Source organism: Corynebacterium hansenii, from assembly GCF_030408795.1.
Taxonomy (GTDB): Bacteria; Actinomycetota; Actinomycetes; order Mycobacteriales; family Mycobacteriaceae; genus Corynebacterium; species Corynebacterium hansenii.
In genome coordinates this window covers 2,882,469-2,906,436 of sequence record NZ_CP047211.1, presented here as the reverse complement: position 1 = coordinate 2,906,436, position 23,968 = coordinate 2,882,469, and the positions used below count along the sequence as shown (strand labels likewise).

Sequence of the window (23,968 nt, the reverse complement as noted above, 5' to 3'; positions counted from 1 at the left end):
GATGTTGTACGCCGCCTTCCCGAGGGGCCGCTTTCGTGAACGCACGCGAGACCGGCCCCTCGGCCGCTTTCAGACGATCCCCTTTCGCCGTGCCCATGGCGGTCGCCGGCGCATGGGGCGCCTACACCACGTCACTGATGGACCGCATGGCGGGCATCCACGATCCGGCGGAAGCCGCGCGGATCGCCATGGATGACGCGGCGGCCCGTCGCCAAGTGCTCAAGGAGGCCGTGCGGCCCAGCCGCATGCTCCCGTACCCCGATGTCGAACCGGTGGCCTCGTGGCCGTCCGGCGACCTGCTGTGGGCGGGCGGGCCGGAGGGGCCGGGCGCCGACGAGGTGCCCGAGCTCATCGTGCCGCCGCAGGGCACCAGGCTCGACGCCGTCACGCGCATGTCCGCAGACGGGTCGCCGATGATCGTCGGCCCCGACGGCGAGGTGCGCGACGCCTACGTGATCCGCTGGGCCGTCGAGCCGCCCGAGGACGCCACCATCGACGAGCCGCTGGCGCTCATCGCCGACGCGATCGCCGAACTGGGCGGCCGGGTGCGGCTGACGGGCTGGTCGCAGGGCGGCTGGATGTCCTTCATCCACGCGGCGCTGCACCCGGAGACGGTGGCCCGGCTGACGCTGGCGGGCACCCCGGTCGATTTCCACGCCGGCGGCCCGTGGCCGTCGACGACGAAGATCATCGCCCAGATGTCCTACCTGCCGTGGGTGCGGCCGGTGGCGGACATGATGGTCACGCCGGTCGGCGCCGTGCTGCGCACCGCGCTGGTCAACGACGTGTGGCGGTTGTACGACCCCGTCGGCGAGGCCGGCCGCGTCGCCGCCGCGATGCTGGATCCGGATGAGGGGCTGCGGGACGTCACCACGTTCACGGCGACCGCCCCGATGACGCCGCCGCAGTACAACTGGTTCCTGCAGCACCTGCTGCGCGGCAACGAGCTGGCCCGCGGCGTGCTGGAGATCGGCGGCGAGGTCATCGACGCCTCCCGGATCGCCTGCCCGGTGCACCTCATCGTGGGTGCCGAGGACGGCGTGGTCGAACCCGGCCAGGGCCTGGCCACCGAGCAGGTCCTCGCCGACGCCGGATCGCCGGCGGAGGTCACCTCCGAGGTGTTCCCGGTCGGCCACATGAGCCTCTTCGGCGCGGGCGCCCTGCCCGGTGACGGTGCCGTCGAGGTGGGGGAGTTGCTTGAGGGGGAGCTGGGAGAGGCCGACGGCGAGGGGGACGGCGCAGCCGTCGCGCCCTCCAATTAGCCGACGCAGCCGTCGCGCCCTCCAGCTAGCCGACGCAGCCGTCTCTTCCGCAAACCCACCCCGAATGCGCAGAGCCACCCGTTACAGCGGGTGGGTTGACCAATTCGGGGTGGGTTAGCAGGGCGTGATCGCGGTGGCCACGGCCACAGCGCGCGAAAAGAGGCGAAAAGAGGAGGCCCCATTGGGGACCTCCTCTTTTCTTACTTCACGGGCGGTGACCGCCGGCGCTCACCGGTTTCGGTGGCGCCGGCCGGCGCGGCCTACCCGTTGTTGCGGCGCGCGGCACCCGGCAGCGGGACTCCGCGGGACGTGCGCGGCACATCCGCACCCGACGCCTTCGGGGCCGGGGCATCCGTGGCCTCCGCAGCACCGGAGTCGGCGGACTCGGCGGCCTCGGTCGACTCGGACGAAGCTTCAGCCGGCTCGGCGGCAGCTTCCACCGGGGTCTCAGCCGACTCGGTCGGCTCGGTGACCTCGGCCGACGGCTCGGGCTTGGCGTCCTGGGCAGGCGCGGCCGCGGCCTTCGGGGTCGACTTGCGGGCACCGCCCGGGATGGGCGCACCGCGGCGCGCCGGCTGCGGTGCCTCCTCGGTCGCGTGCTCGAGCTGCTCGACCTGAGCCTCCTGGGCCGGGGTCGCCTCCTTCGGAACCTCGGTCGGCTCGTCGGCGGTCTCGGTCGCCTCGGCGTCCTGCGTCGGAGCGGGCGCCGCGGCGGCCTTCTTCGCGCTGCCGGGCACCGGGGCACCGCGGCGGGCGCCGCCCGGAACCGGAGCACCGGACTTGGTCGCCGGGGTGGCTTCCTTCAGCTGCTCGGCCTGCTCGGTCTGCTGGGCGTCGGGGTCGGCGGCGGTGTCGGGCTCGGCCTTCTTGGCGCCACCCGGCACCGGGGCGCCGGCCTTCTTGGCACCACCGGGCACCGGAGCGCCGGCCTTCGCACCACCCGGCTTGGGAGCACCGCCCGGCTTCGGGGCACCACCCGGGGCGGGAGCACCACCCTTGGCACCGCCCGGCTTGGGCGCGCCACCCGGAGCGGGAGCACCACCCTTGGCACCGCCCGGCTTGGGAGCACCACCCGGAGTCGGAGCACCACCCTTGGCGCCACCGGGCTTGGGGGCACCGCCCGGAGCGGGGGCACCGCCCTTGGCGCCGCCGGGCTTGGGAGCACCACCCGGCGCCGGAGCACCACCCGGTGCCGGAGCGCCACCCTTGGCGCCGCCCGGCTTGGGCGCGCCACCCGGGGCGGGAGCACCCGACGCGGCGGCACCGGCGGCGGCCGCGGCACCAGCTCCGGCGGCACCGGCGGCGGCCTTCTTCTCGGCGTCCGCCTTCTTCTTCGCCTCGGCCTCCTCGGCCGCCTTCTTCTTGGCGGCCTCTTCTTCGGCGCGGGCGCGCTCCTCGGCCTCGATGGCTTCGGTGTCGACCCAGCCGCGCTCCGGCTGCGTCAGCCACTCGGGTTCGCGGGCCGGCGGCAGGGCGCCGTCGACGAGCACGGAGTCGCGGATCATCTGCGCGATGTCCAGGACCTCGGGCTTGTTGTCGTCGTCCTCGGCGAGGTTGTTCACGCCGTCGGACATCATGGTCTTGCAGAACGGGCAGCCGATCGCGATGGCCGACGCGCCGGTCTCCAGGGCCTCGGTGGTGCGGTTGACGTTGATGCGCTCGCCGATGGTCTCTTCCATCCACATGCGCGCGCCGCCGGCGCCACAGCAGAAGCCGGTGTTCTTGTTGCGCGGCATCTCCACGAGGTCCGCGCCGGACGCGCCGATCAGCTCGCGGGGCGCCTCGAAGACCTTGTTGTGGCGGCCCAGGAAGCAGGGGTCGTGGTAGGTGACCTGGCGGCCCTGGCCGGACGCCACGGGCTGCAGGCGGTTCTCGCGCACCAGCTGGTTGAGCAGCTGGGTGTGGTGGACCACGGAGTAGTGGCCGCCGAGCTCCGGGTACTCGTTCTTGAAGGTGTTGAAGCAGTGCGCGCAGGTCACGACGATCTTGCGCTGCTTCGGCGGCACGCCCTCGAACACCTCGCCGAGCTGCTCGATGTTCTGCTCGGCGAGCATCTGGAACAGGAACTCGTTGCCCGCGCGGCGGGCGGAGTCGCCGTTGCAGCCCTCGGCCTGCGACAGCACGGCGAACTTCACGCCGGCGGTGTACAGCATCTCGGCGACGGCCTTGGTGGTCTTCTTGGCGTTGTCGTCGTAGGCGCCGGCGCAGCCGACCCAGAAGAGGTACTCGGTGTCGTCGAAGCTGTCGACGTCCTCGCCCCACACGGGCACGACGACGCCATCCTGGCGGACCTCGTTGATCCAGTCGGCGCGGGTGGAGGCGTTCTGGCCCCACGGGTTGCCCTTGGTCTCGAGGTTCTTGAACAGGCCGGCCAGCTCGGTCGGGAAGTCCGACTCGACGAGCACCTGGTAGCGGCGCATGTCGATGATGTGGTCGATGTGCTCGATGTCGACGGGGCACTGCTCGACGCAGGCGCCGCAGTTGGTGCAGGACCACAGGACGTCGGGGTCGATGACGCCGGCGTCGCCCTCGCCGACCAGCGGCAGGGTCAGCACGCCCGAGCCCGCGGACTCGGTCTCGGCACCTTCGCCATCACCCTGCGCGTCCTTGCCGGCGAGCAGGTAGGGGGCGGAGCGGTAGGCGTGGTCGCGCAGCTGGTTGACCAGCAGCTTCGGCGACAGCGGCTTGGCGGTGTTCCAGGCGGGGCACTGCTCCTGGCAGCGGCCGCACTCGGTGCAGGAGGTGAAGTCCAGCAGGGCCTTCCAGGAGTGGTCGGTGACCACGCCGGTGCCCATGGAGTCGACCTCGGGGTCGGCTTCCTCCAGGTCGATGATCTTGCCCTGCGAGGTCATCGGCTTCGCGGCGCCGAGGGCGTTGGCCCCGTCGGCGTTGCGGCGCAGCAGGATGTTGGCGAACGCCAGGAAGCGGTGCCAGGCGACGCCCCAGGTGAGGTTGCGGCCGACGACGAACAGCCAGATCATGCCGGACAGCAGCTTGATCAGGGCCATGATCGACACGAACTCGGGCGATGCGGGCAGGATCTTCGCGATCCACCCGGTGGCGAAGTCGGTCCAGTGGACGCTGCCGTCGCCGTAGGTGGCCAGCTTGGCGGCCTTGACCATCAGCATGCCCAGGCCCTCGATGAGGACGACGGCCTCGACGAAGTAGGCGGCCTTGGCGTTGGAGCCGTAGAAGCGGCTGAGGCGCTCCTTGCCCATGTTCGTCTGGCGCACGATGATCAGCGCGAGGATGCCGAGGGTGGTGCCCAGGCCGAGCAGTTCGTCGACGAAGTGCCAGGCGGCGAGGTCCTTCAGGATGGGCCAGCCGCCGGCCGGGTTGAAGGTCTGGATGTAGGCCTCGAACCAGACGAGGGATCCGAGGAGGAAGCCGACCATGACGAACCAGTGGGCGATGGCGACGCCGGGCTTCTTGGCCATCTTGGTGTGGCCGACGATCTCCTTGATCGTGGTCCAGACGCGGGCGCCCCAGTCGCCGGTGTGGCCGTAGGTCTTCTGGCCGACCATGATCGTGCGGACCATGTGGGCGAAGCCCTTGATGAACACGAACCAGCAGGGCAGGGACAGCAGCAGGCCGATGAAGCCGACGGTGATGGTGAACCCGTTCGAGGTCACGGCATCGCCGGCGGTGTCGGCCGCGAGGGGAAGCACGCTCATGACGTTCCTAACAGTGTGGGCGTGAAAAGTGGCTGAATGCCCGTCCGAGGGTGGCGGTCGGGCGCAAATAGTTCTCTTGTGAGGTATATCACGACCGTTCGTCCAGGTCGAACGGATTTCGCAAACGGGGGTCTCATGGGCCGGACATGCGCAGGTGGGAATTTTGCGAAGATTTTCGTTCCTTAATTTCAGGTGGGCGGCAAGAATCATGCTTGACGACGCTCCGGGTGCGGCCGGGGCGTCGTGAAGCGGATAACGCGGTTGCGTGGCGCGGCGAGGTGCGCCGCCGGCGAAGCGGCGCACACCGGGGGTGACGCGCATCACATGGAAAAGTTGAGTCGGCCGGGAACAACTTTGCCGGGCGGCCCGTTGTGGGGGATGAAAGGTTGAGTGGATGGCGCTCAAGAATTCGGCCGCCGGGCTTGACGGGAATCGGGCCCTTCGGCAAACTTGAGCCCCGGACGCTTAACGTCAACTTCGACCAACAACGAACCGTGAGCCGCGATGCTGCGGCCCCACAAACAGGAGGACATCAAACATGGGACGTGCAGTCGGTATCGACCTGGGCACCACCAACTCCGTCGTGTCGGTGCTGGAGGGCGGCGAAGCCGTCGTCATCGCGAACTCCGAGGGTTCGCGCACCACCCCGTCGGTCGTCGCCTTCGCCAAGAACGGCGAGGTGCTGGTGGGCCAGTCGGCCAAGAACCAGGCGGTCACCAACGTCGACCGCACCATCCGCTCCGTCAAGCGCCACATGGGCACCGACTGGAGCGTCGACATCGACGACAAGAAGTACACCGCGCAGGAGATCTCCGCGCGCACCCTGATGAAGCTGAAGCGCGACGCCGAGTCCTACCTGGGCGAGGACGTCACCGACGCCGTCATCACCGTCCCGGCGTACTTCTCCGACTCCGAGCGCCAGGCCACCAAGGAGGCCGGCCAGATCGCGGGCCTCAACGTCCTGCGCATCGTCAACGAGCCGACCGCGGCCGCCCTGGCCTACGGCCTGGAGAAGAACGACAAGGACCAGACCATCCTGGTCTTCGACCTGGGCGGCGGCACGTTCGACGTGTCCCTGCTGGAGATCGGCGACGGCGTCGTCGAGGTCCGCGCCACCGCCGGCGACAACAAGCTCGGCGGCGACGACTGGGACCAGCGCGTCGTCGACTGGCTCGTGGAGAAGTTCAAGGCGTCCCAGGGCATCGACCTGACCAAGGACAAGATGGCCCTGCAGCGCCTGCGCGAGGCCGCCGAGAAGGCCAAGATCGAGCTGTCCAGCTCGCAGCAGGCCACCATCAACCTGCCGTACATCACGGTCGACGCCGAGAAGAACCCGCTGTTCCTCGACGAGACCCTGACGCGCACCGAGTTCCAGAAGATCACCCAGGATCTGCTCGACCGCACCCGCAAGCCGTTCCAGCAGGTGCTGGCCGACTCCGACATCCCGGTGTCCGAGATCGACCACGTCGTGCTCGTCGGCGGCTCCACCCGCATGCCGGCCGTGTCCGACCTGGTCAAGGAGATGACCGGCGGCCGCGAGCCGAACAAGGGCGTCAACCCGGACGAGGTCGTCGCCGTCGGCGCCGCCCTGCAGGCCGGCGTCCTGCGCGGCGAGGTCAAGGACGTGCTGCTCCTCGACGTCACCCCGCTGTCCCTGGGCATCGAGACCAAGGGCGGCGTGATGACGAAGCTCATCGAGCGCAACACCACCATCCCGACCAAGCGCTCGGAGACCTTCACCACCGCCGAGGACAACCAGCCCTCCGTGCAGATCCAGGTCTTCCAGGGCGAGCGCGAGATGGCCGCGGCCAACAAGCTGCTCGGTTCCTTCGAGCTGGGCGGCATCGCCCCGGCGCCGCGCGGCGTGCCGCAGATCGAGGTCACCTTCGACATCGACGCCAACGGCATCGTCCACGTGACCGCCAAGGACAAGGGCACCGGCAAGGAGTCCACGATCACCATCCAGGACGGTTCCGGCCTGTCGCAGGAGGAGATCGACCAGATGATCAAGGACGCCGAGGCCCACGCCGAGGAGGACCGCAAGCGCCGCGAGGAGCAGGAGGTCCGCAACTCCGCCGAGTCGATGGCCTACCAGACCCGCAAGTTCGTCACCGACAACGAGGACAAGGTGTCCCAGGACATCAAGGACCGCGTCGAGGAGGCGGCCAAGGGCGTCGACGAGGCCCTGAAGGGCTCCGACATCGAGGCCATCAAGACCGCCGTGGAGAAGCTGTCCACCGAGTCCCAGGAAATGGGCAAGGCCATCTACGAGTCCGAGGCCGCGCAGGGCGCGACCCAGGCCGACGCCGGCGAGGCCGGCGAGGCCAAGGCCGACGACAACGTGGTCGATGCCGAGGTCGTCGACGAGGACGAGAAGGACAAGTAAAAATGACGAATCCGACCGACAACCCCTTTGACGACCGGGGCGCCGGTCCGGACGCCGGCCCCGCCGAGGCGGCCGCCGCCGAAGGCGTCGATGACGCCGCCTTCGACGACGCCGTCGACGCGGACGCCGCCGCGCAGGCCGAGGCCGATGGGGCCGAAGCCGGCGCCGTCGACGACGAGGCGACGCGCCTGCGGTCCGAGCTCGATGAGCGCACCGAGGACCTGCAGCGCGTGTCCGCCGAGTTCGCCAACTACCGGCGCCGCGTGGACCGCGACCGTCGGCTCGACCGCGAGCTGGCCAAGGCGTCCATCGCCGGCGAGCTGCTGAACCTGGCCGACGACCTCGACCGGGCAGAGCAGCATGGCGACCTGTCCGCCGAGGGCCCGCTCAAGGCGTTCGCGGACAAGTTCCGCAACACCCTGGACACCCTGAAGGTCACCGCTTTCGGCGCCGAGGGCGAGGAGTTCGACCCGGCCATCCACGAGGCCGTGCAGGACACCTCCAACGGCGACGAGAAGGTCATCGGCTCGGTCCTGCGCAAGGGCTACCGCCTGGACGAGCGGGTGATCCGCACGGCGATGGTCGTCATCGCCGACCCCGCCTGACCGATTTCGGTCGGGCACTGCGGCGCGGCGGGCCAGCCGGCCCGCGCGCCGCGGCCATAAACTTGAAATGCAGCGCCACTTGAAATGCACCGTCAACCGCGGGAAATGACCGCGACACCGTTTTCGGAAGGAGGAGATGTCCGATGACCCAGCGTGAATGGGCGGACAAGGACTATTACGCGGATCTGGGCGTCTCCAAGTCCGCGAGCCAGGAGGACATCAAGAAGGCGTACCGGAAGCTGGCCCGGGAGAACCACCCGGACACGCATCCCGGTGACGCGAAGGCGGAGGACCGTTTCAAGAAGGTGTCCGAGGCCTATTCCGTCATCGGCGACGCCGACAAGCGCCGCGAGTACGACGAGCTCCGGTCCGCGCTGGCCGGGGGCGGCTTCCGTTTCCCGGGCACGGGCGGCGGCTTCACGACGGGCGGCGCCGGGGGCGCCGGCGGTTTCGACTTCAACGTCTCCGACATTTTCGGCGAGGGCGGCGCCGGCGGCGGGTTGGGCGATTTCCTCAATGGGTTCGTCAACCGCGGCGGTGCGGGCGGCGGCCGGTCCGCACGGCCGCGCCGGGGCGCCGACGTGGAAACCGAGATCACGCTCGATTTCCGCGAGGCCGCCAAGGGCGTGACCATCCCGCTGCAGCTGACCAACCCCTCGCCGTGCACCACGTGCCACGGTTCGGGCGCGAAGCCGGGCACCCACCCGGTGACCTGCGGCACCTGCAACGGCTCGGGCTTCACCAACGAGCAGCGCGGTGCCTTCGGGTTCTCCGCCCCCTGCCCGGATTGCGGTGGCCAGGGCACGATCATCGAGGATCCGTGCCCGGATTGCTCGGGCACCGGCGTCACCACGCGCCGCCGAACCATCACGGTGCGGGTGCCCGCGGGCGTCGTCGACGGCCAGAAGGTCCGTCTGGCGGGCCAGGGCGAGGCGGGCCTGCGGGGCCGCCCGGCCGGCGACCTGTTCGTGACGGTCCATGTCCGCCCGGACGAGATTTTCACGCGCTCCGGCGACGACCTCGAGGTGACGGTGCCGGTGAGCTTCGGCGAGCTGGCGCTGGGCGGCACGATCACGGTGCCGACCCTCGACGGCAAGGTCCGGGTCCGCGTCCCCGCGGGCACGGCCGACGGCCGCACCCTGCGCGTGCGCGGCCGGGGCGTGCCCAAGCGGTCCGGCACCCCGGGCGACCTGCTGGTCACCGTGCGGGTGCAGGTTCCGCCGAAGCTGGATGACGCCGCCGCGTCGGCGTTGCGTTCCTACGTCGAGGCCGAGCGAGCCGGCGGGTTCAACCCGCGCGACGGCTGGGCCGGGGCGAAGTAGGTGGTCGCCGTGGCTCAGGAAGAATCCCGCGCGGAGGTCTACGTCATTTCGGTCGCCGCCGACCTGGCGGGCATGCACGCGCAGACGCTGCGCAACTACGACCGCCTCGGTCTGGTGACGCCGGAGCGCACCCGCGGCGGCGGTCGACGCTACTCCCAGCGGGACGTGGCGCTGCTCCGCGAGATCCAGCGCCTGTCCCAGGAGGAGGGAGTCAACCTCGCCGGCATCAAGTCCATCATCGAGCTGAACAAGCGCGTCGAAAAGCTCGAGAACGAGAACGCGGCGCTGCGCGCCGAGCTCAGCAAGGCGGAGGCCCGCCGCGGCCGCCCGCGCGGCGAGATCGTGCACGTCCCCCGGTCGACGGCCGTGGTGATGTGGGAGCCGCGCAAGCGGCGCCGCCGCGGCGAAGACTAACGGGGACTAGCGGGGGTTGGCCGGGGACCGGCGGAGAAGACTGGCGGTAACCGCGGCGACCTCCCCCGGCGTGCACCCCAAATGGCCGGTCCGATGCATGAAAGCGTCGGACCGGCCGTTACATTTTTCACATGACCGACAAAAGAGTTCGAGAGGCCAAGCCCGGCGAGCCTCCCCTCATCACGACGCCGGACCGTCCCGCCCCGCTCGGCGAGACCTCCCAGACGTCCCCGCCGGCGGATCGCCTGACCGCCGGTTCGTTCACCATGAAGGTGCTCAACGGCATCTCCATTGCCGTGGTCGTCGCGCTGGTCCCGCAGGCGCTGCTCGGCGAGCTGTTCAAGGCGCTGCTGCCGGTGTTCCCAGCGGGGCAGTCCGTCATCGAGCTGGTGTCGCTGGCGTCGTCGATGCTGCCGGTGCTCATCGGCATTCTGGTGGCCATGCAGTTCAAGCTGACGCCGATCCAGACCGCGGCGACGGGCATCGCGGCGGTGTGCGGTTCGGGCGTGGCCATGCCGGATCCGGCGGGCGGCTTCCATCTGCAGGGCACGGGTCTGGTCATCAACTCGGGCCTCACCGCCGCCATCGCGGTCGGCTTGCTGCTGCTCATCGGCGAGAAGCTGGGCAATTACACGATTCTGCTGCTGTCGACGATCGTCACCCTGGTCGCCGGCGGCATCGGTTGGGTGGTCACATTCCCGGCGGTGAAGGTGCTCACCGTGTGGCTGGGCAATCTGGTCAACGGCGCGACGACGCTGCAGCCGATTGTCATGGGCGTGGTGTTGGCGGTGCTGTTCGCGGCGATGATCGTTTCGCCGGTGTCCACCGTCGGCATCGCCACGGCGATCTTCATGGAGGGCATCGCGTCGGGCACGGCGAACTTGGGCGTCGTCGCGGCGGGCTTCGGTCTGCTGGTCGGCGGGTGGAAGGCCAATGGCTTTGCGACGTCCCTGCTCCACGTTCTCGGTTCCCCCAAGGTGCAGATGGCCAATGTGCTTTCCCGCCCGGTGATCTTCCTGCCGGTGTTGTGCACGGCGGCGATCGTGGGCGCCGTCGGCGGTGCGACGGGGATTTCCGGCACCCCGATTTCGGCGGGCTTCGGCATTTCCGGTTTGGTCGGCCCGCTGGCGGCGCTGAATTACGAGGGCTGGGGCTGGTCCGCCGGCAACCTGGCGATGGTCGTGGTCGTGTTCGTGGCGCTGCCGCTGGGGCTGTCGATCCTGTTCAATGCCCTGTTCGCGCGCATCGGTTGGGTGCGCCCGGAGCACTACAAGCTCGACTTCAAGTAGGGGCACCGGCGCCGCGAGAACCGATGGGGGCCGCCGGCCGCTCGCCGTCCCCGCCCCGCGCTAACCCACCCCCAATGCGCAGACCCATCCGTTACAGCGGGTGGGTCTCCGCATTCGGGGTGGGTTAATCACGGCAGTGCGGCATCTAACGCAGGTCGACTATTTTTCGCGGCTCGACTCCCGCGCCGGGCCCCGAGCCGGGAATTCTCGCGATCGTCGACTCGACCTTCTCGCGGAAAATCGGGTCCGGGAAGTAGTCGTCGGTGTGCGCGTCCAGGTACCGCCGGGGGAACCACCACCGGGGCACACCCGGGATCCTCTTCCCCTTCGCGATGTCGGAGATGTCCATCCGGTTCGCCCCGAACGCCTTGCCGACGACATTCGCGCCGTGGACTACCGACGCGCCGACGGTTCGGATGATGTCATCCGGCGAGGTCACCGCAATCACGCGGCGCTTGTTCTCGGACACCTCGTGCGGGGTCCCGTCCCGCTTGTTCAGCCGCATGTCGCGAGTGCCGTGCACGTCCGGCCCCGCGCCGGGGGAGCCCGCGAGCACGACGGCGTCGGCGTGCAGCCCCGCTCCCTTCGCCGCCTGCGTCACCACGGTCGCGCCGTAGCTGTGCCCCATCACGGTCATTTTCATGTTCGGGTTGTCCGCTAGCTGTGCCTGGAACGACTGCAGGGAGGTCGCCGCCCGCTCGTGGTACTCGGCGCTCGCGGCGTTGACCAACCCGGGCGGGGCGTCGTAGGTCCAGGCGATCACCGCGACGTCGGGGCCGGCGAACAACCGCGCGCGGTCGATCTGCCCGGCCAGTTCCTCCGCCGTCGATCCGGTGCCGGGCACGATGGTGATCACGTGCTCGGCGGTGCGCGGGTCGCCCAGCGCCACGGCGGTCGTCCCCGGATCGGTGGCCAGCACCTCCACATCCGCCCCGGCCCCGTACCCGGACTGCCCGCGCACGCGTTCCACCTCGGCGGCCTGCGCCGGCGACAATCCTTCAAGCCCTTCGGTCCGGCCCAGGGGCATGCCCGGCGTGGTCATGTGGCGACCGGCGGGGAGCTGGCCGCGAAGCCGGTTCGCCGCCGTCGCATCCGCGTCCAGGGCGCGGCGGAACCGGTACCCGACGTTCTTGCGGTGGTGACTCAACGACTTCCCGGGCCCCTGCGCGCCGGCCACGCTTTTCGCCCCCGACCCCTTGGGCGACACCCGGCCGGTGGCGCGGTCGACCCGGAAGCCGTCCCCCTCGGCATCGGCGACCGCCTTGGCCAGCCAATCCCGCGCGCTCGTCAACGACTTCCGCGCCTTGTCCAGTTCATCGGCGAACCGGCCGATCGAGGCCGCGTCCCGCCGCAGCCGCCCGCCCCGCTCCTCGGCGGCCGCCGCACCCCGAACCCGGATCACTCCGGCCAGATCCCCCTCGGGCACGGCGGCGACGCTGCCCGCCACCTTCTCCGCTGCATCCGCCAGCCGCTTCCCGGCGCCCCGCCACATGCCGATCGCCGGCCCGAACGTCTCCGGCTTCCACGCCAGGATCATGCCGATGTCGGGCACAGGGCCTCCCCGTTGGCTCCGTCGCAGTCCTCGACCCCGGCTGCGATGGCGCCGGCGGCGATCCCGAGCTTTTCGACGGCTTCGCCCTCCGCTTCGAGCTCCTCCCGCCAGAGCAGCGCGCCGTGCATCAACTCGCCCCAAGTGCGGGATCCCGCCATTTCGGCGTCGTCGCAAAGCAACGACCGCAACCCCCGCACGCGATGGCCCTGCACTGCCAGCGCCTCGCCGAGCCCGCGCAGCGTGCCCGGGCTCACGCTCATGTCCGTGTTCGTCATGCCCGCAGCATCGCCGCGCCCCGGCCCGCGCGCACCCCGAATCCCGGCCGAAACCGGCCCGATTGTGGATGAACCCCCGCCTGTGGATGAACCCCGGTACGGTCGGTCGCATGCGCATCGCACTCGCCCAGATCGAACTGTCCGCAGAGCCGCAGGAGAACCTCGGCGCGGTCAAGGACGTCATCGTCCGCGCCGCCGACGCCGGGTCCGACCTGGTGGTTTTCCCCGAGGCCACGATGAAGGCCTTCAACACCGGCCGCCTGGACACGGTCGCCGAACCCCTCGACGGGCCCTTCGCCACCGCCGTCCGCTCCGCCGCGGCGGACGCCGGCATCACGGCCGTGCTGGGCATGTTCCGCCCGGCCGACGTCGTCGAGCGCGACGGCAAGGAGCTGCGCCGCGTCCACAACACGCTGCTGGCCACGGGGCCCGGCGTCGACGCGCACTACGACAAGATCAGGCTTTTCGACGCATTCGGTTTCCGCGAATCCGACACCGTCGCCCCGGGCGAGGAGCTGGTGGTCATCGACGTGCCCGTCGGAGACGCCGAGGTCCGCCGCACCGTCCGCGTCGGCCTGGCCACGTGCTTCGACATCCGCTTCCCGGAGCAGTTCGTGGAGCTGGCGCAGCGCGGCGCTGAGGTCATCGTCCTGCCGGCGTCGTGGAACGACGGGCCGGGCAAAGTCCGCCAGTGGGAGGCGCTGGTCGCCGGCCGCGCCCTCGATTCGACGTGCTTCGTCGCCGCCGTCGACGCCGCCCGCCCCGGTGGCGCGGAGAAGGCGGGCAAGCCCGAAGGGCCGGTGGGCGTCGGACATTCGATCCTGGCCACCCCGGACGGCGACGTCGTGGCGAAGGCCGGTTTCGGCCCTCAGCTGCTGGTGGCGGACATCGACCTCGACGAGGTCGCGCGCATCCGAAAGTCCATCCCGGTGCTGGAAATCCGCAAGTAGCGCCCACCACCCCGCCCCGCCCACCAACGGCGAACGCCCCGCCCCGGATCGACCGGGGCGGGGCGTCACTCGTCTGACGCGGCGCGCTTTACAGCGAAGCCTCGTAGATGCCCTTGACGGAATCGGCCATGGTGGCGTCGAACTCCTCGTCGGACTGCTGGGCCGACAGGCCCTCGGACAGCGCGCGGGAGAAGGAGGCGATCATGCCGGGCTGGCGGGAGAGGCGCTCGTTGGCCTCCTCGCGCGGGTAGCCACCGGAGAGGGCCACGACGCGCATGCACTTGGGGTGCTCGATGAGGGGGGTGTAGAAGCCCTCCTCGGTCGGGATGGACACCTTGATCATCACCTGCTGGTCCTCGGGGAGGGCGTCGAGGTGCTTGATCAGCTCGTCGCGCAGGATGGCCTCGGCCTCCGCCTTGTCGGCGGCGTTGATGTCCACCTCGGGCTCGACGATCGGGATCAGGCCGTGCGACAGGACCTGCTTGGCGAACTCGAACTGCTGGTCGACGTTCTCCTTGATGCCGGCCTCGTTGGCCTCGGCGATGAAGGAACGCATCTTGGTGCCGAAGATGCCCTTGGCCACGCCGCGCTCGAGGAGCTCGTCCAGGCCCGGGCACGGCTTCATCAGCTGCACGCCGTTGGCCTTCTCGGCCAGGCCCTTGTCGGTCTTCAGGAACGGGACGATGCCCTTCTTCTCCCACAGGTACTGCGCGGTGGGGATGCCGTCGATCTCGCGGTCCATGGTCTGCTCGAACAGGATCGCGCCGATGATGTGCTCGGAGCTGAACGACGGGGACTTGATGATGCGCGTGCGCATCTCGTGGACCAGATCGAACATCTCGTCCTCGTTGCTCCACTGGTCCTCGGTGACGCCGTACAGGCCGAGCGCCTTCGGGGTGGATCCGCCGGACTGGTCGAGCGCGGCGATGAAGCCCTTGCCCTCGGTCATCTGCTTGGCCTGCTCCGGGTTAATGGCGTTCATGCGTGTCCTTTCGTCGGGAAGGCTTTCGTCACAAGCCTAGCCAAGGACCGGAAAACGCGCTTCCCTCGCGACGGTGGTTTTGGCCACGGGGTCATGGTGAATGAAACGGGGGTCGGCGCCCGCCTCCACCAGGCGTTCCCGGGTCACGTCGATCATTTCCCCGCGACCCGCGATGAGCACGGTTTTTCCGGCGAGCTCGCCCGGCCGGTGGATGCGCGCGGCGACGTCGGCCGCCACCCCCAACCTGGGCATCGGCGCGGCCGGATGCGAGGAAAACGGCCCCGGATTGGTAAGGGGCTCGTCGATTCGCTTTTCGACGGCAGTGCTCAGCGTCAGATTCGGGAGGTTGTTCGCGAGCCCCACCATCGTCCGGAGGTCGTACAGTTCGCCCGGCGTGCGCGCGCCGTACACGAGGTGGATCGGAGGCGGCGACGGCAGATCGGCGGCCTCCATGATCAGCGCCCGCAGCGGGGCGAGGCCGGTGCCGCCGGCGACCATCAGGATGTCCCGCGGCGCCGCCTCGGGGAGGTGGTGCCGTCCGGTCGGCGGGCCGTCGTAACGCCTGGCGCGGTACGCGTCCAGGACTTGGCCCAGCCGCCCGCGCGGGGTGCCGAAGGTCCACTCGTCGCCGGGGCGCGAGGCGACGACCAGCGGGCGCGACTCGGCGCCGCCGTCGACGATGCGGATGTGGAACTCCAGCAGTCCTTCCGGGTTCGGCGGCAGGGCGGGGGAGTAGTCGCGCCAGATGCCCGGCGCCAGCGGCGAGCGGATGGGGATGTGCTGGCCGACGGTGAACGGGATCGGGTCGGGGCAGTGGACGCGGATGACCGCGATGTGCCGGGTGCGGCGCTGCACCTCGAGGACCCGCCCGGTGTACGTCGCGGGCCCTTCGGCGCGTTCGGCGGCTTCGGCGGTGTCGGCCAGGAGCGTGAGGACCTCGTCGAGGGCACCGCGCAGCGCGGCGACGCGCATGGAGGAATCGAGGCCCGGGGGCAGGCGCTCGGCGAAGACGTCGAGCAGGTGCTCGCCGAGCGTCGGGTAGTCGCGCGGGGCGACGCCGAACTTGCGGTTCTCGCGGGCGACGTCCTCCAGTTGGCGGATGGTCGACGTGGGGAAGCGGCCGACGTCGGCGCGCGCGATGAGGGCGGAGGTCAGGGCGCCCATGAAATCGTCGCGCAGCTTCGTCTTCGAGCCGCCGAACATGTGGCGGAAGCGCGGTTCGGCGTCGAGGAGGCGTCGGAAAGCTTCGGGTCCGATGGCGGGGGCCAGCCGTCCGAATGCGGCTGCCGCCCGCATGAGTCGGCGGGTGTGTTCCATGATTGACCAGGTTCCCATGTGAAGGTGCCCAAAGTCCGTAGAAGGTGCGGAAATTGTGCTAAATCACCCGGTCCGCTCACCCGGATGTGACGCAAATCACGCAGTGCGGCGAGGGTTGAGTGGAACAGGCTCAACCCTGGGGGCGTTGCAGAGCGTGAATGGCTAGGATCGTGGCAGCCCCGGAAGTGGAGTTGAGCGCGATCGACTCACATCTTGCAGACCCCACGAAAGGACGAGGACCATGTCGTTCACCCCGACCACCAAGACGAATGAGGCCTTGCAGGCGGCGCTGAAGTCCGCGTCCGCCGCGGGCAACCCCGACATCCGCCCGGCGCACCTGCTGGTCGCGCTGCTCGAGCAGGAGGACGGCATCGCCGGGCCGCTGCTCACCGCCGCCGGCGTCGAGCCGAACGCGGCGCTGGCCCGCGCCCGCGAGCTCGTGGCCGGCTACCCCAGCGCGCAGGGCTCCAACATGGCCAACCCGCAGTTCAACCGCGACGCGCTCAACGCGCTGACCGCGGCCGAGGAGCTGGCGGGCGAGCTCGGCGACGAGTACGTGTCGGCGGAGATCCTGCTCATCGGCATCGCCACCGGCCAGTCCGACGCCGCGAAGTCCCTGCAGGACGCCGGCGCGACCCCGGAGGCGCTGAAGGGCGCCCTGACGTCGGTGCGCGGCAACCGCCGCGTGACCACGGAGGATCCGGAGGACCAGTACCAGGCGCTGGAGAAGTACGCCACGGACCTGACGGCGCGCGCCCGCGAGGGGAAGATCGACCCGGTCATCGGCCGCGATTCGGAGATCCGCCGCGTGGTGCAGGTGCTGTCGCGCCGCACGAAGAACAACCCGGTGCTCATCGGCGAACCGGGCGTGGGCAAGACCGCGATCGTGGAGGGCCTGGCCCGCCGCATCGTCGCGGGCGACGTCCCGGAGTCGCTGAAGGGCAAGACCCTGATGAGCCTCGACCTGGGTTCGATGGTCGCCGGCGCGAAGTACCGCGGCGAGTTCGAGGAGCGCCTGAAAGCGGTGCTCGACGAGATCAAGGAGTCCGACGGGCAGATCGTCACGTTCATCGACGAGATCCACACCATCGTCGGCGCCGGTGCGACCGGCGACGGTTCGATGGACGCGGGCAACATGATCAAGCCGATGCTCGCCCGCGGCGAGCTGCGGCTGGTCGGCGCGACGACGCTGGACGAGTACCGCAAGTACATCGAGAAGGACGCCGCGCTGGAGCGCCGTTTCCAGCAGGTCTTCGTCGGCGAGCCGAGCGTCGAGGACACCATCGGCATCCTGCGCGGCCTGAAGGAGCGGTACGAGGTGCACCACGGCGTGCGCATCATGGACTCCGCCCTGGTCGCCGCGGCGGCGCTGTCGGACCGCTACATCACGTCGCGGTTCCTGCCGGACAAGGCCATCGACCTGGTCGACGAGGCCGCGTCGCGCCTGCGCATGGAGATCGACTCGTCCCCGGAGGAGATCGACTCCGCCGAGCGCATCGTCCGCCGCCTGGAGATCGAGGAGATGGCGCTGGAGAAGGAAACCGACGTCGCCTCCGCCGATCGCCTGGCCAAGCTGCGCGAGGAGCTCGCCGACGAGCGCGAGAAGCTGACGCAGCTGAAGACCCGCTGGCAGAACGAGAAGTCGTCGATCGACGACGTCCGCGTGGTCCGCGAGGAGCTGGATTCGCTGCGCACGGAGTCGGAGAAGGCCGAGCGCGAGGGCGATTACGGCCGCGTCGCGGAACTGCGCTACGGCCGCATCCCGGAGTTGGAGAAGAAGCTCGCCGAGGCCGAGACCGCGGTCGAGGAGTCGCAGGGCGAGTCGATGCTCAACGAGGAGGTGTCGCCGCAGGAGGTCGCCGACGTCGTCAGCGCCTGGACGGGCATTCCGGCCGGCAAGATGATGCAGGGCGAGACCGAGAAGCTGCTGGCGATGGAGAAGGTCCTGGGCGAGCGCGTGGTCGGCCAGGAGGAGGCCGTGGTGGCCGTGTCGGATGCGGTGCGCCGCAGCCGCGCGGGCGTGGCGGATCCGGATCGTCCGACGGGTTCGTTCCTGTTCCTGGGCCCGACGGGCGTGGGCAAGACGGAGCTGGCGAAGGCGCTGGCGGAGTTCCTGTTCGACGATGAGCGCGCGATGGTGCGCATCGACATGTCGGAGTACGGCGAGAAGCATTCGGTGGCCCGGCTGATCGGTGCCCCTCCGGGCTACGTCGGCTACGACGCCGGCGGTCAGCTGACCGAGTCGGTGCGCCGTCGTCCGTACACGGTCGTGCTTTTCGACGAAGTGGAGAAGGCGCATCCGGATGTCTTCGACGTGCTGCTGCAGGTCCTGGACGAGGGGCGTTTGACCGATGGCCAGGGCCGGACGGTGGACTTCCGCAACACCATCCTGATCCTGACGTCGAACCTGGGCGCCGGCGGCAGCCGCGAGCAGGTGATGGCGGCGGTGAAGACGGCGTTCAAGCCGGAGTTCATCAATCGCCTGGATGACGTGGTCATCTTCGATGCGCTGTCGAAGGAGCAGCTGCGCGGCATCGTGGACATTCAGGTCGCGCAGTTGGCGGCCCGGCTGTCGGCGCGCCGTCTGGTGCTCGACGTCGATGATGCGGCGCTGGATTGGCTGGCCGAGCGGGGCTACGACCCGGCGTACGGTGCGCGTCCGTTGCGTCGCCTGGTGCAGAAGGCCATCGGCGATGAGCTGGCCAAGCGCCTGCTCGCCGGCGATGTCCGGGACGGCGATCGCGTCGCCGTGAGCGTCGCCGAGGACGCGGGTACCGACGCGCCGGGCCTGCGCATCGTCGGCTACGACGAAAGCGGTGAGCCCCGCGCGGGGGAGTAGGGCGCGGAGTGCGGGCGGGCCGTCGCTTGACGACGGCCCGCCGCGAGCCTAGATCGACCTGGATTTTGGAGCGGGCCGGGTGGAAACACCCGGCCCGCTTTTGCGTGCTTCCAGGACCAGAACTTCGACGTCGACAAAAGCAAGCTAAGAAAAACCTGAACAATCGGGTACTTAGATGAGCTGCGGCGATTTAAAATCCAAGACGGTAAGCTATGCCAAGATTGGTGAATCTGTTATCCGAAAGCGCGAACCTGGTTTGCGTGAAGCAGAAATTATCCCGATTCAAATCGGGCCATCATCATTTCGTGATGACCTTCGTGCCCGGCCGCAACAAAGACCTTTTTAAAGACTGACAAATAGGCTGGGATTTCGTCAGGAGAAACCGCTACAAACAGATTGTCGAGCACATTATGCGAAGCGGAATGGAGCCAACTTCTCAAACTATTAAATGCTACGCGTTCGTCCATTGTGCATTGCACATCAAGTGATTGAATATCGAGACCATTTGTGAGCTGGAAGTAAGATTCAAGAATGCGTCTCATCGTATTTCCTAGTGATGCTGAATTGTGAAGTTTGCCCTGCTTTGCAGCAGCCACGTCCGACCAGAGCGATTCGTAAGAAGAACGAATTACGCCGACTTCCATTCGTCTCAGGCGATTATATCCGAAATGTCGCTTTTGTATAAGGTAGTGTGCAACATTGCCGCCGGCATTAGAAGACCTTGTGCGCTTATAGGTAAGCTCATTGTGAAATACGGAGTTATGGGAAAGACAAAAGAGCTGAACGACTTTACTTCGCTTTTCTAGCATGCGATCGATCAGTTCCTTAACTAAAGTTGAAACCATGAAAAGCATCTCAGAATCGAGACTCGACATTGGGTCGTCGATAATCGCAACACAGCTGTCAACACCCGAAAGGCTATTGGGTCGATCAATGTTATGAATTTCACTAATGAAATATAGAAACGCAATAAGCTGCGACTCTCCTTCGCTCAAGGTCTGGCTTGCCTGAGTACCGTTTGGTCGAACAATTCTATATCTGCCAGAAGCTCCTGCCGGAACCAACTTGAAGGATCCTGAGCACATTGTCTCGATAATCCTATTAATGAAAGTCAGGGTGAACTCCGAGGTTCGTCCCTGTGTGGTGAGGACGGCTACCTCGGCATCAATGTCCTTGATTCTATCCAGCGATTTATCAATAGAGCTTTGCATCTTGTCGATGGTGCTCTGCACCGCAGCTATTTTGGCTCGCAATGCCGTTCTTTGCGGTTTGGATTCCGCGTGTACAAAATGCAAAAATTCCCTTTGTACTGTTTTTGCTAGAGACGACATAGAGCGATATAGACTATTGTTCTCCTCGATCAAAATATTGAACTTAACAATCGCTTGGTGCAGCTCTGCAACGTTGGGAGTCGGCCCAGGTGCGATACTTGTACTCATTGCATTGATCTTCGTTTCGAGTTGTCGCTTACAGCGAATAATCTGTTCGTGTAGCGATTGCTTATTTACCTCTACCTCTTTATGGGCCCCTTGAATATGATTTGGCAAATTCGTATATGTGTTCTCATTCCACCATTTTGTTAAATTGTTAAGGCATAATTCCAGGGAAGCGATTTGTAGTTTTATATCACGCACACGTTCGTCATATGCGTCGTTGAAAAGATTATTGATTTCTTGTAGCGTTGTATCTTTAAGGGGCTGCGTGCAGAAAGGGCACAGTGTGGGATCGCTGGTTTGGTCCACAAATCGCAACCCGGCCTGAACCCAATCGGTGCTCTTTAGGCGTTCGATCACCTGACTGATTTGTCCTGCTGATTGCGGGAGGTATTCGTCTTCGAGTAGGCGAGCGAGCAGGGTGGTGTCGATTCGATCGATCGAGGGCGCGCGTAATGGCTTAAAATAATGTATCTCGCCAGACTCGGCTCGCGAGAGGTCCTTCATTCTAGTGGCGAGTTCCTCGGCGGTGAGTGGGTTGTCGTCGGAGGGGGTGAAGTGTTCCACTTTCGTTAGCATTCGAGCTTTGGAGCCCATGCCGGATGCGACTTGGCTTTTCACTGATTCGGGCAAGTGAGATCGAAATTGCCAAATGGAGTCTTGCAGGTTTTCTATCAGGATTCGTTGTTGTCCCTTTTTTCCGGATTTATCATCGTAGCTTCCCAGTTGGGCTTTTATGTTTTCGATCGCTCTTTCATGTTTCGCCCTCTCTTTGTTAAGTTCGCGCATTTTCTGCTCGGCGCTAGCAGCTTCTTCACCCAGGGCGAATTGTCCTTCGAGTTCGGATTTTTCAAGGACCGTTTCTCTGTAATCCTTGTTATATAGAAGAGTTCGTTGTTTTTTGCTTTCCTTGGGCACATTGTCTTCGATGTGGGCTGCAATCGTTCTTGCGATGCTGGATTTGCCCGACCCATTGCCGCCAAAAATAAAATTAACTTTGCACAGTTCGGGCAATGTTTGCGTTTCACTTTTTGCAAAGCACGGGATTTCGTGAAGGGGAATTTCGGGAGTTAGCAATTTATCCTCTTTATCGGCTCGGTTGTGCTGTTCTCGGGGTCGCGGCGATAAACAGTCTCTGGTACTTTTGATTCCGGTTGAAAAGTTCGCGACGTTTTCGGTGGTGGTCCATCTGGACTTGGTTTTATTCCGTTTTGGGTACTCTGGGGGAGTGGGTTCGCTTGGCTTGGATATGTCGACCGGCTAGCGCATTGCGTGATTCCGTTTGTCGAATTGTCTATATCGCCTGAGGGTATCGCTTTTGTCCTGCAGTGGGGCCGGGGGTGCTGGCATGTTGCGGGCAAAAATGTATCGAAGTGTGCGATCGTGGCTATTGTAGTGGGTCCCAGAGCTTTCGGCAGATCGAATAAGCTATAATTATAGCTCCGTCGAAATGTTGAGTTCACAGGTTATGTGGCCGAGGGTGGGACGCTGAGAAGCCCGCGAGGGTGTTGCCGGTGTGGCCAGGGTCTGAGTCCCCTACTTCTTCACCGTGAACCGCTCCTCGGCGCGTTCGTTGTCGCGTTCGAGTTCGACGCGGTACTCGCCGGATTTCATTTCGCCGGCGCCGTCGACGAGGGTCATGGCCATCGAGCTGTCGCACCCGGTCACGGGCACCGTGTGCAGGACTTCGTCGCCGGGGGCGGTGACGGTGAGCACGAACTCGCACGTCTCGTCGTCGCCCTGGGCTTTGGCTTCCCAGTCGACGTTGTACTTCGCGGTACCGGACTCGTCGAGGGTGATCGGCCCGTCCGGCGTCACTTTCAGCTCGATGCTGCCTTTGCTTTTGCTTTCCGACGTCTCGGCCGGCAACTCATCCGTCCCGCACGCCGCGATCGCCAGCGCGGCCACGGCCAGCGTCGAGGCGAGGGAGGAGCGGCGAACCAGCGTGGTGGCGTTCATCACCTAAAAGTATTCCGCCGCCGGACGGGAATCAACAGTGTTCCCATTTCAGACACGGTGCGCGCCTCCCGGGCCTGCGCCGTCTCGCGTGTTACTTCTCATGTGCTGCCCCCGAGTGACGGGCAAACTACGGAAGGAACCACGCATGCTCGACATCATCAGCTCGATCTTCACCGACCCCGGCTTCGCCATCGGGTTCTTCGGTGCGGCCGTGGAGCACGCGCGCGAGACGATCGGGATCTAGGCCCGGAGCAGGAACCTCACCCCTCCACCGCCTTCTTCCGCACGGCCATCTTGTCGCCGGCTTTCAGGGCGACGGTGAATTCCTTGACGTCGTAGCCCATCAGGTTCAGTTCGATCTTGCTCTGGCACGCGGTGCCCGGCGTGGCGGTCAGGGTTTCGCCGGTCTGGTCGTAGACGGTCAGCATGAAGTCGCAGGTGCCCGAAGCGTCCGGCTGGACCGACCAGCTGACGCCGATGGTGGCGCCATTCGGAAGGGCCTCGGAGGGGCGGGCGTCGGTGATGGACAGCTCGATGCCGTCGGCGTCCTGCTCGGCCGGCGGGCCCTTCGGCTTCTCGGCGGGCTTCGACGTCTCCTGCGAGGCACCGGCACCGGCGTCGGCGGACGTGGTCGCCGCCCCGCTGCCGCCGGCGGCGTCGTCGTTCTTTCCGGCGTCCCCGTCACCGCCGCAGGCGGCGAGGAGCAGGGACGCGGTGAGGATGGGGGCTGCGAGACGCAGGCGGCGCTTCATTCGGGTGTTGTACATCACTCAAAATTATGCGCGCCCGCCCGCGGCGGCAACCGTTTCCGGGCCGCTGCCCGGCCCGTCGCCAAGCAAAAAGCCCTAGAACCCGATCTTCCGCTTGGTGGTCAGCTTGCCGTTGACGAATCGCGTCAGGAACGCCGGCGACATGTGCGAGGTGGCGAACAGCACCTTGGCCTGCAGGCCCACGGGGAAGTGCACCTTGGCGGGGGAGCGCGGGGTGCGGCGCTCGCCGTCCTCGTACCCGACGTCGATGCAGTCGATGACGCCCTTGGCCACGTCGTCGGCCGTCAGGCGGATGCCCAGGCGCGACGTGCCGGTGGTGGCCACGCCGTCGAGCATCCCGGTGTCGGCGTACAGCGGCCAGACGGCGGCGACGCGGATGCCGTGCGGGCGCCACTCGTAATCCAGGGCCTCGGTCAGGCCGCGGACGGCGAACTTCGATGCCGAGTACATGGCCATGTCCGGCGTGCCGTAGATCGCGGAGGCCGACGCCAGGTTGATCATCTGGCCGCGCGACTTCTTCAGGTGCGGCAGCCCCAGCTTCGCGCCCAGCGCGACGCCCTTGACGTTGACGTCGATGATCCGCTCGTCGACGTCGGTGCCCGCGTCCTCGAACGGCCCGCCGTAGAGCACGCCGGCGTTGTTCACCAGCACGTCGATGCCGCCGGCGACTTCGGCGAAGGACTTCAGGGCCTCGCGCCACTCTTCGGCGTCGCGGACGTCCAGGTGCCCGGTCACCGCGCCGGGGCGGCCCTCGGCCCAGGCGACGTCGTCGGAAATGTCGTATACGCCGACGGTCCAGCCGCGGTCCAGAAGGAGTTCGGCGGTGCGGCGGCCGATGCCCTGTGCGGCCCCGGTGATGAATGCGGTGCGCTTGATCTGGTTCATGCCGCCAGGCTATAGCGACGGCCACCTGCGGCGCGGCGGATTCGGGCGTTCGGA

17 protein-coding genes are annotated in these 23,968 nt (G+C 67.2%); 8 read left to right on the top strand and 9 right to left on the bottom strand.

Annotated features, from left to right (window positions below):
- The first annotated feature begins 89 nt into the window (after positions 1 to 89).
- Positions 90 to 1,262 carry a hypothetical protein gene (locus CHAN_RS12910; protein WP_290290362.1) on the top strand — a complete coding sequence of 391 codons (1,173 nt, stop codon included), beginning with the start codon at positions 90 to 92 and terminating at the stop codon, positions 1,260 to 1,262.
- Positions 1,263 to 1,522: 260 nt separating this feature from the next.
- Here the strand turns inward: CHAN_RS12910 and CHAN_RS12905 are convergent, their stop codons facing one another.
- Positions 1,523 to 4,936 carry a heterodisulfide reductase-related iron-sulfur binding cluster gene (locus tag CHAN_RS12905; RefSeq protein WP_290290360.1) on the bottom strand — a complete coding sequence of 1,138 codons (3,414 nt, stop codon included), beginning with the start codon at positions 4,934 to 4,936 and terminating at the stop codon, positions 1,523 to 1,525.
- A 538-nt stretch (positions 4,937 to 5,474) separates the two neighbouring features.
- Here CHAN_RS12905 and dnaK point away from each other — a divergent pair.
- From dnaK to CHAN_RS12880, 5 genes are all read left to right on the top strand, one after another.
- A complete protein-coding gene (gene dnaK, locus CHAN_RS12900; protein WP_048739679.1) occupies positions 5,475 to 7,322 on the top strand; it encodes a molecular chaperone DnaK in 1,848 nt (615 codons plus the stop codon).
- 2 nt (positions 7,323 to 7,324) lie between these two features.
- Positions 7,325 to 7,927 (top strand): nucleotide exchange factor GrpE, encoded by a 603-nt coding sequence (gene grpE / locus CHAN_RS12895; protein ID WP_290290356.1) that lies wholly within the window; start codon positions 7,325 to 7,327, stop codon positions 7,925 to 7,927.
- A gap of 143 nt (positions 7,928 to 8,070) precedes the next feature.
- Complete coding sequence (dnaJ, locus tag CHAN_RS12890) at positions 8,071 to 9,249, top strand: molecular chaperone DnaJ (RefSeq protein WP_290290354.1); 1,179 nt, start codon at positions 8,071 to 8,073, stop codon at positions 9,247 to 9,249.
- A gap of 9 nt (positions 9,250 to 9,258) precedes the next feature.
- Positions 9,259 to 9,663: a heat shock protein transcriptional repressor HspR gene (locus tag CHAN_RS12885; protein WP_048739913.1), complete on the top strand. Its 405-nt coding sequence runs from the start codon at positions 9,259 to 9,261 to the stop codon at positions 9,661 to 9,663.
- A 266-nt stretch (positions 9,664 to 9,929) separates the two neighbouring features.
- A complete protein-coding gene (locus CHAN_RS12880; RefSeq protein ID WP_290293529.1) occupies positions 9,930 to 10,952 on the top strand; it encodes a PTS sugar transporter subunit IIC in 1,023 nt (340 codons plus the stop codon).
- Positions 10,953 to 11,097: 145 nt separating this feature from the next.
- Here CHAN_RS12880 and CHAN_RS12875 read toward each other — a convergent pair whose 3' ends face one another.
- Positions 11,098 to 12,504: an alpha/beta hydrolase gene (locus CHAN_RS12875; protein ID WP_290290351.1), complete on the bottom strand. Its 1,407-nt coding sequence runs from the start codon at positions 12,502 to 12,504 to the stop codon at positions 11,098 to 11,100.
- Positions 12,486 to 12,779 (bottom strand): hypothetical protein, encoded by a 294-nt coding sequence (locus CHAN_RS12870; protein ID WP_290290349.1) that lies wholly within the window; start codon positions 12,777 to 12,779, stop codon positions 12,486 to 12,488. The genes CHAN_RS12875 and CHAN_RS12870 overlap by 19 nt, the downstream gene beginning before the upstream one ends.
- A gap of 110 nt (positions 12,780 to 12,889) precedes the next feature.
- Here CHAN_RS12870 and CHAN_RS12865 point away from each other — a divergent pair, with 110 nt between their 5' ends.
- A complete protein-coding gene (locus CHAN_RS12865) occupies positions 12,890 to 13,729 on the top strand; it encodes a carbon-nitrogen hydrolase family protein (RefSeq protein WP_290290347.1) in 840 nt (279 codons plus the stop codon).
- An 88-nt stretch (positions 13,730 to 13,817) separates the two neighbouring features.
- Here CHAN_RS12865 and CHAN_RS12860 read toward each other — a convergent pair whose 3' ends face one another.
- Positions 13,818 to 14,711, bottom strand: a complete 894-nt coding sequence (locus CHAN_RS12860; protein ID WP_161799926.1) for a fructose bisphosphate aldolase — start codon at positions 14,709 to 14,711, stop codon at positions 13,818 to 13,820.
- Between the two features lie 36 nt (positions 14,712 to 14,747).
- Positions 14,748 to 16,028 (bottom strand): FAD-binding oxidoreductase, encoded by a 1,281-nt coding sequence (locus CHAN_RS12855; RefSeq protein WP_290290343.1) that lies wholly within the window; start codon positions 16,026 to 16,028, stop codon positions 14,748 to 14,750.
- A gap of 241 nt (positions 16,029 to 16,269) precedes the next feature.
- Between CHAN_RS12855 and clpB the strand changes: the two genes are divergently transcribed.
- Positions 16,270 to 18,867 carry an ATP-dependent chaperone ClpB gene (gene clpB, locus CHAN_RS12850; protein ID WP_290290340.1) on the top strand — a complete coding sequence of 866 codons (2,598 nt, stop codon included), beginning with the start codon at positions 16,270 to 16,272 and terminating at the stop codon, positions 18,865 to 18,867.
- A gap of 272 nt (positions 18,868 to 19,139) precedes the next feature.
- Here the strand turns inward: clpB and CHAN_RS12845 are convergent, their stop codons facing one another.
- The 4 genes from CHAN_RS12845 to CHAN_RS12830 form a co-directional block, all read right to left on the bottom strand.
- Positions 19,140 to 21,377, bottom strand: coding sequence for an AAA family ATPase (locus tag CHAN_RS12845; protein ID WP_290290338.1), 2,238 nt, complete (start codon positions 21,375 to 21,377; stop codon positions 19,140 to 19,142).
- A 459-nt stretch (positions 21,378 to 21,836) separates the two neighbouring features.
- A complete protein-coding gene (locus CHAN_RS12840; RefSeq protein ID WP_290290335.1) occupies positions 21,837 to 22,259 on the bottom strand; it encodes a hypothetical protein in 423 nt (140 codons plus the stop codon).
- 260 nt (positions 22,260 to 22,519) lie between these two features.
- Complete coding sequence (locus CHAN_RS12835; protein ID WP_290290333.1) at positions 22,520 to 23,026, bottom strand: hypothetical protein; 507 nt, start codon at positions 23,024 to 23,026, stop codon at positions 22,520 to 22,522.
- A gap of 78 nt (positions 23,027 to 23,104) precedes the next feature.
- Positions 23,105 to 23,914, bottom strand: a complete 810-nt coding sequence (locus tag CHAN_RS12830; RefSeq protein ID WP_048739707.1) for an SDR family oxidoreductase — start codon at positions 23,912 to 23,914, stop codon at positions 23,105 to 23,107.
- Between the last annotated feature and the right edge of the window lie 54 nt (positions 23,915 to 23,968).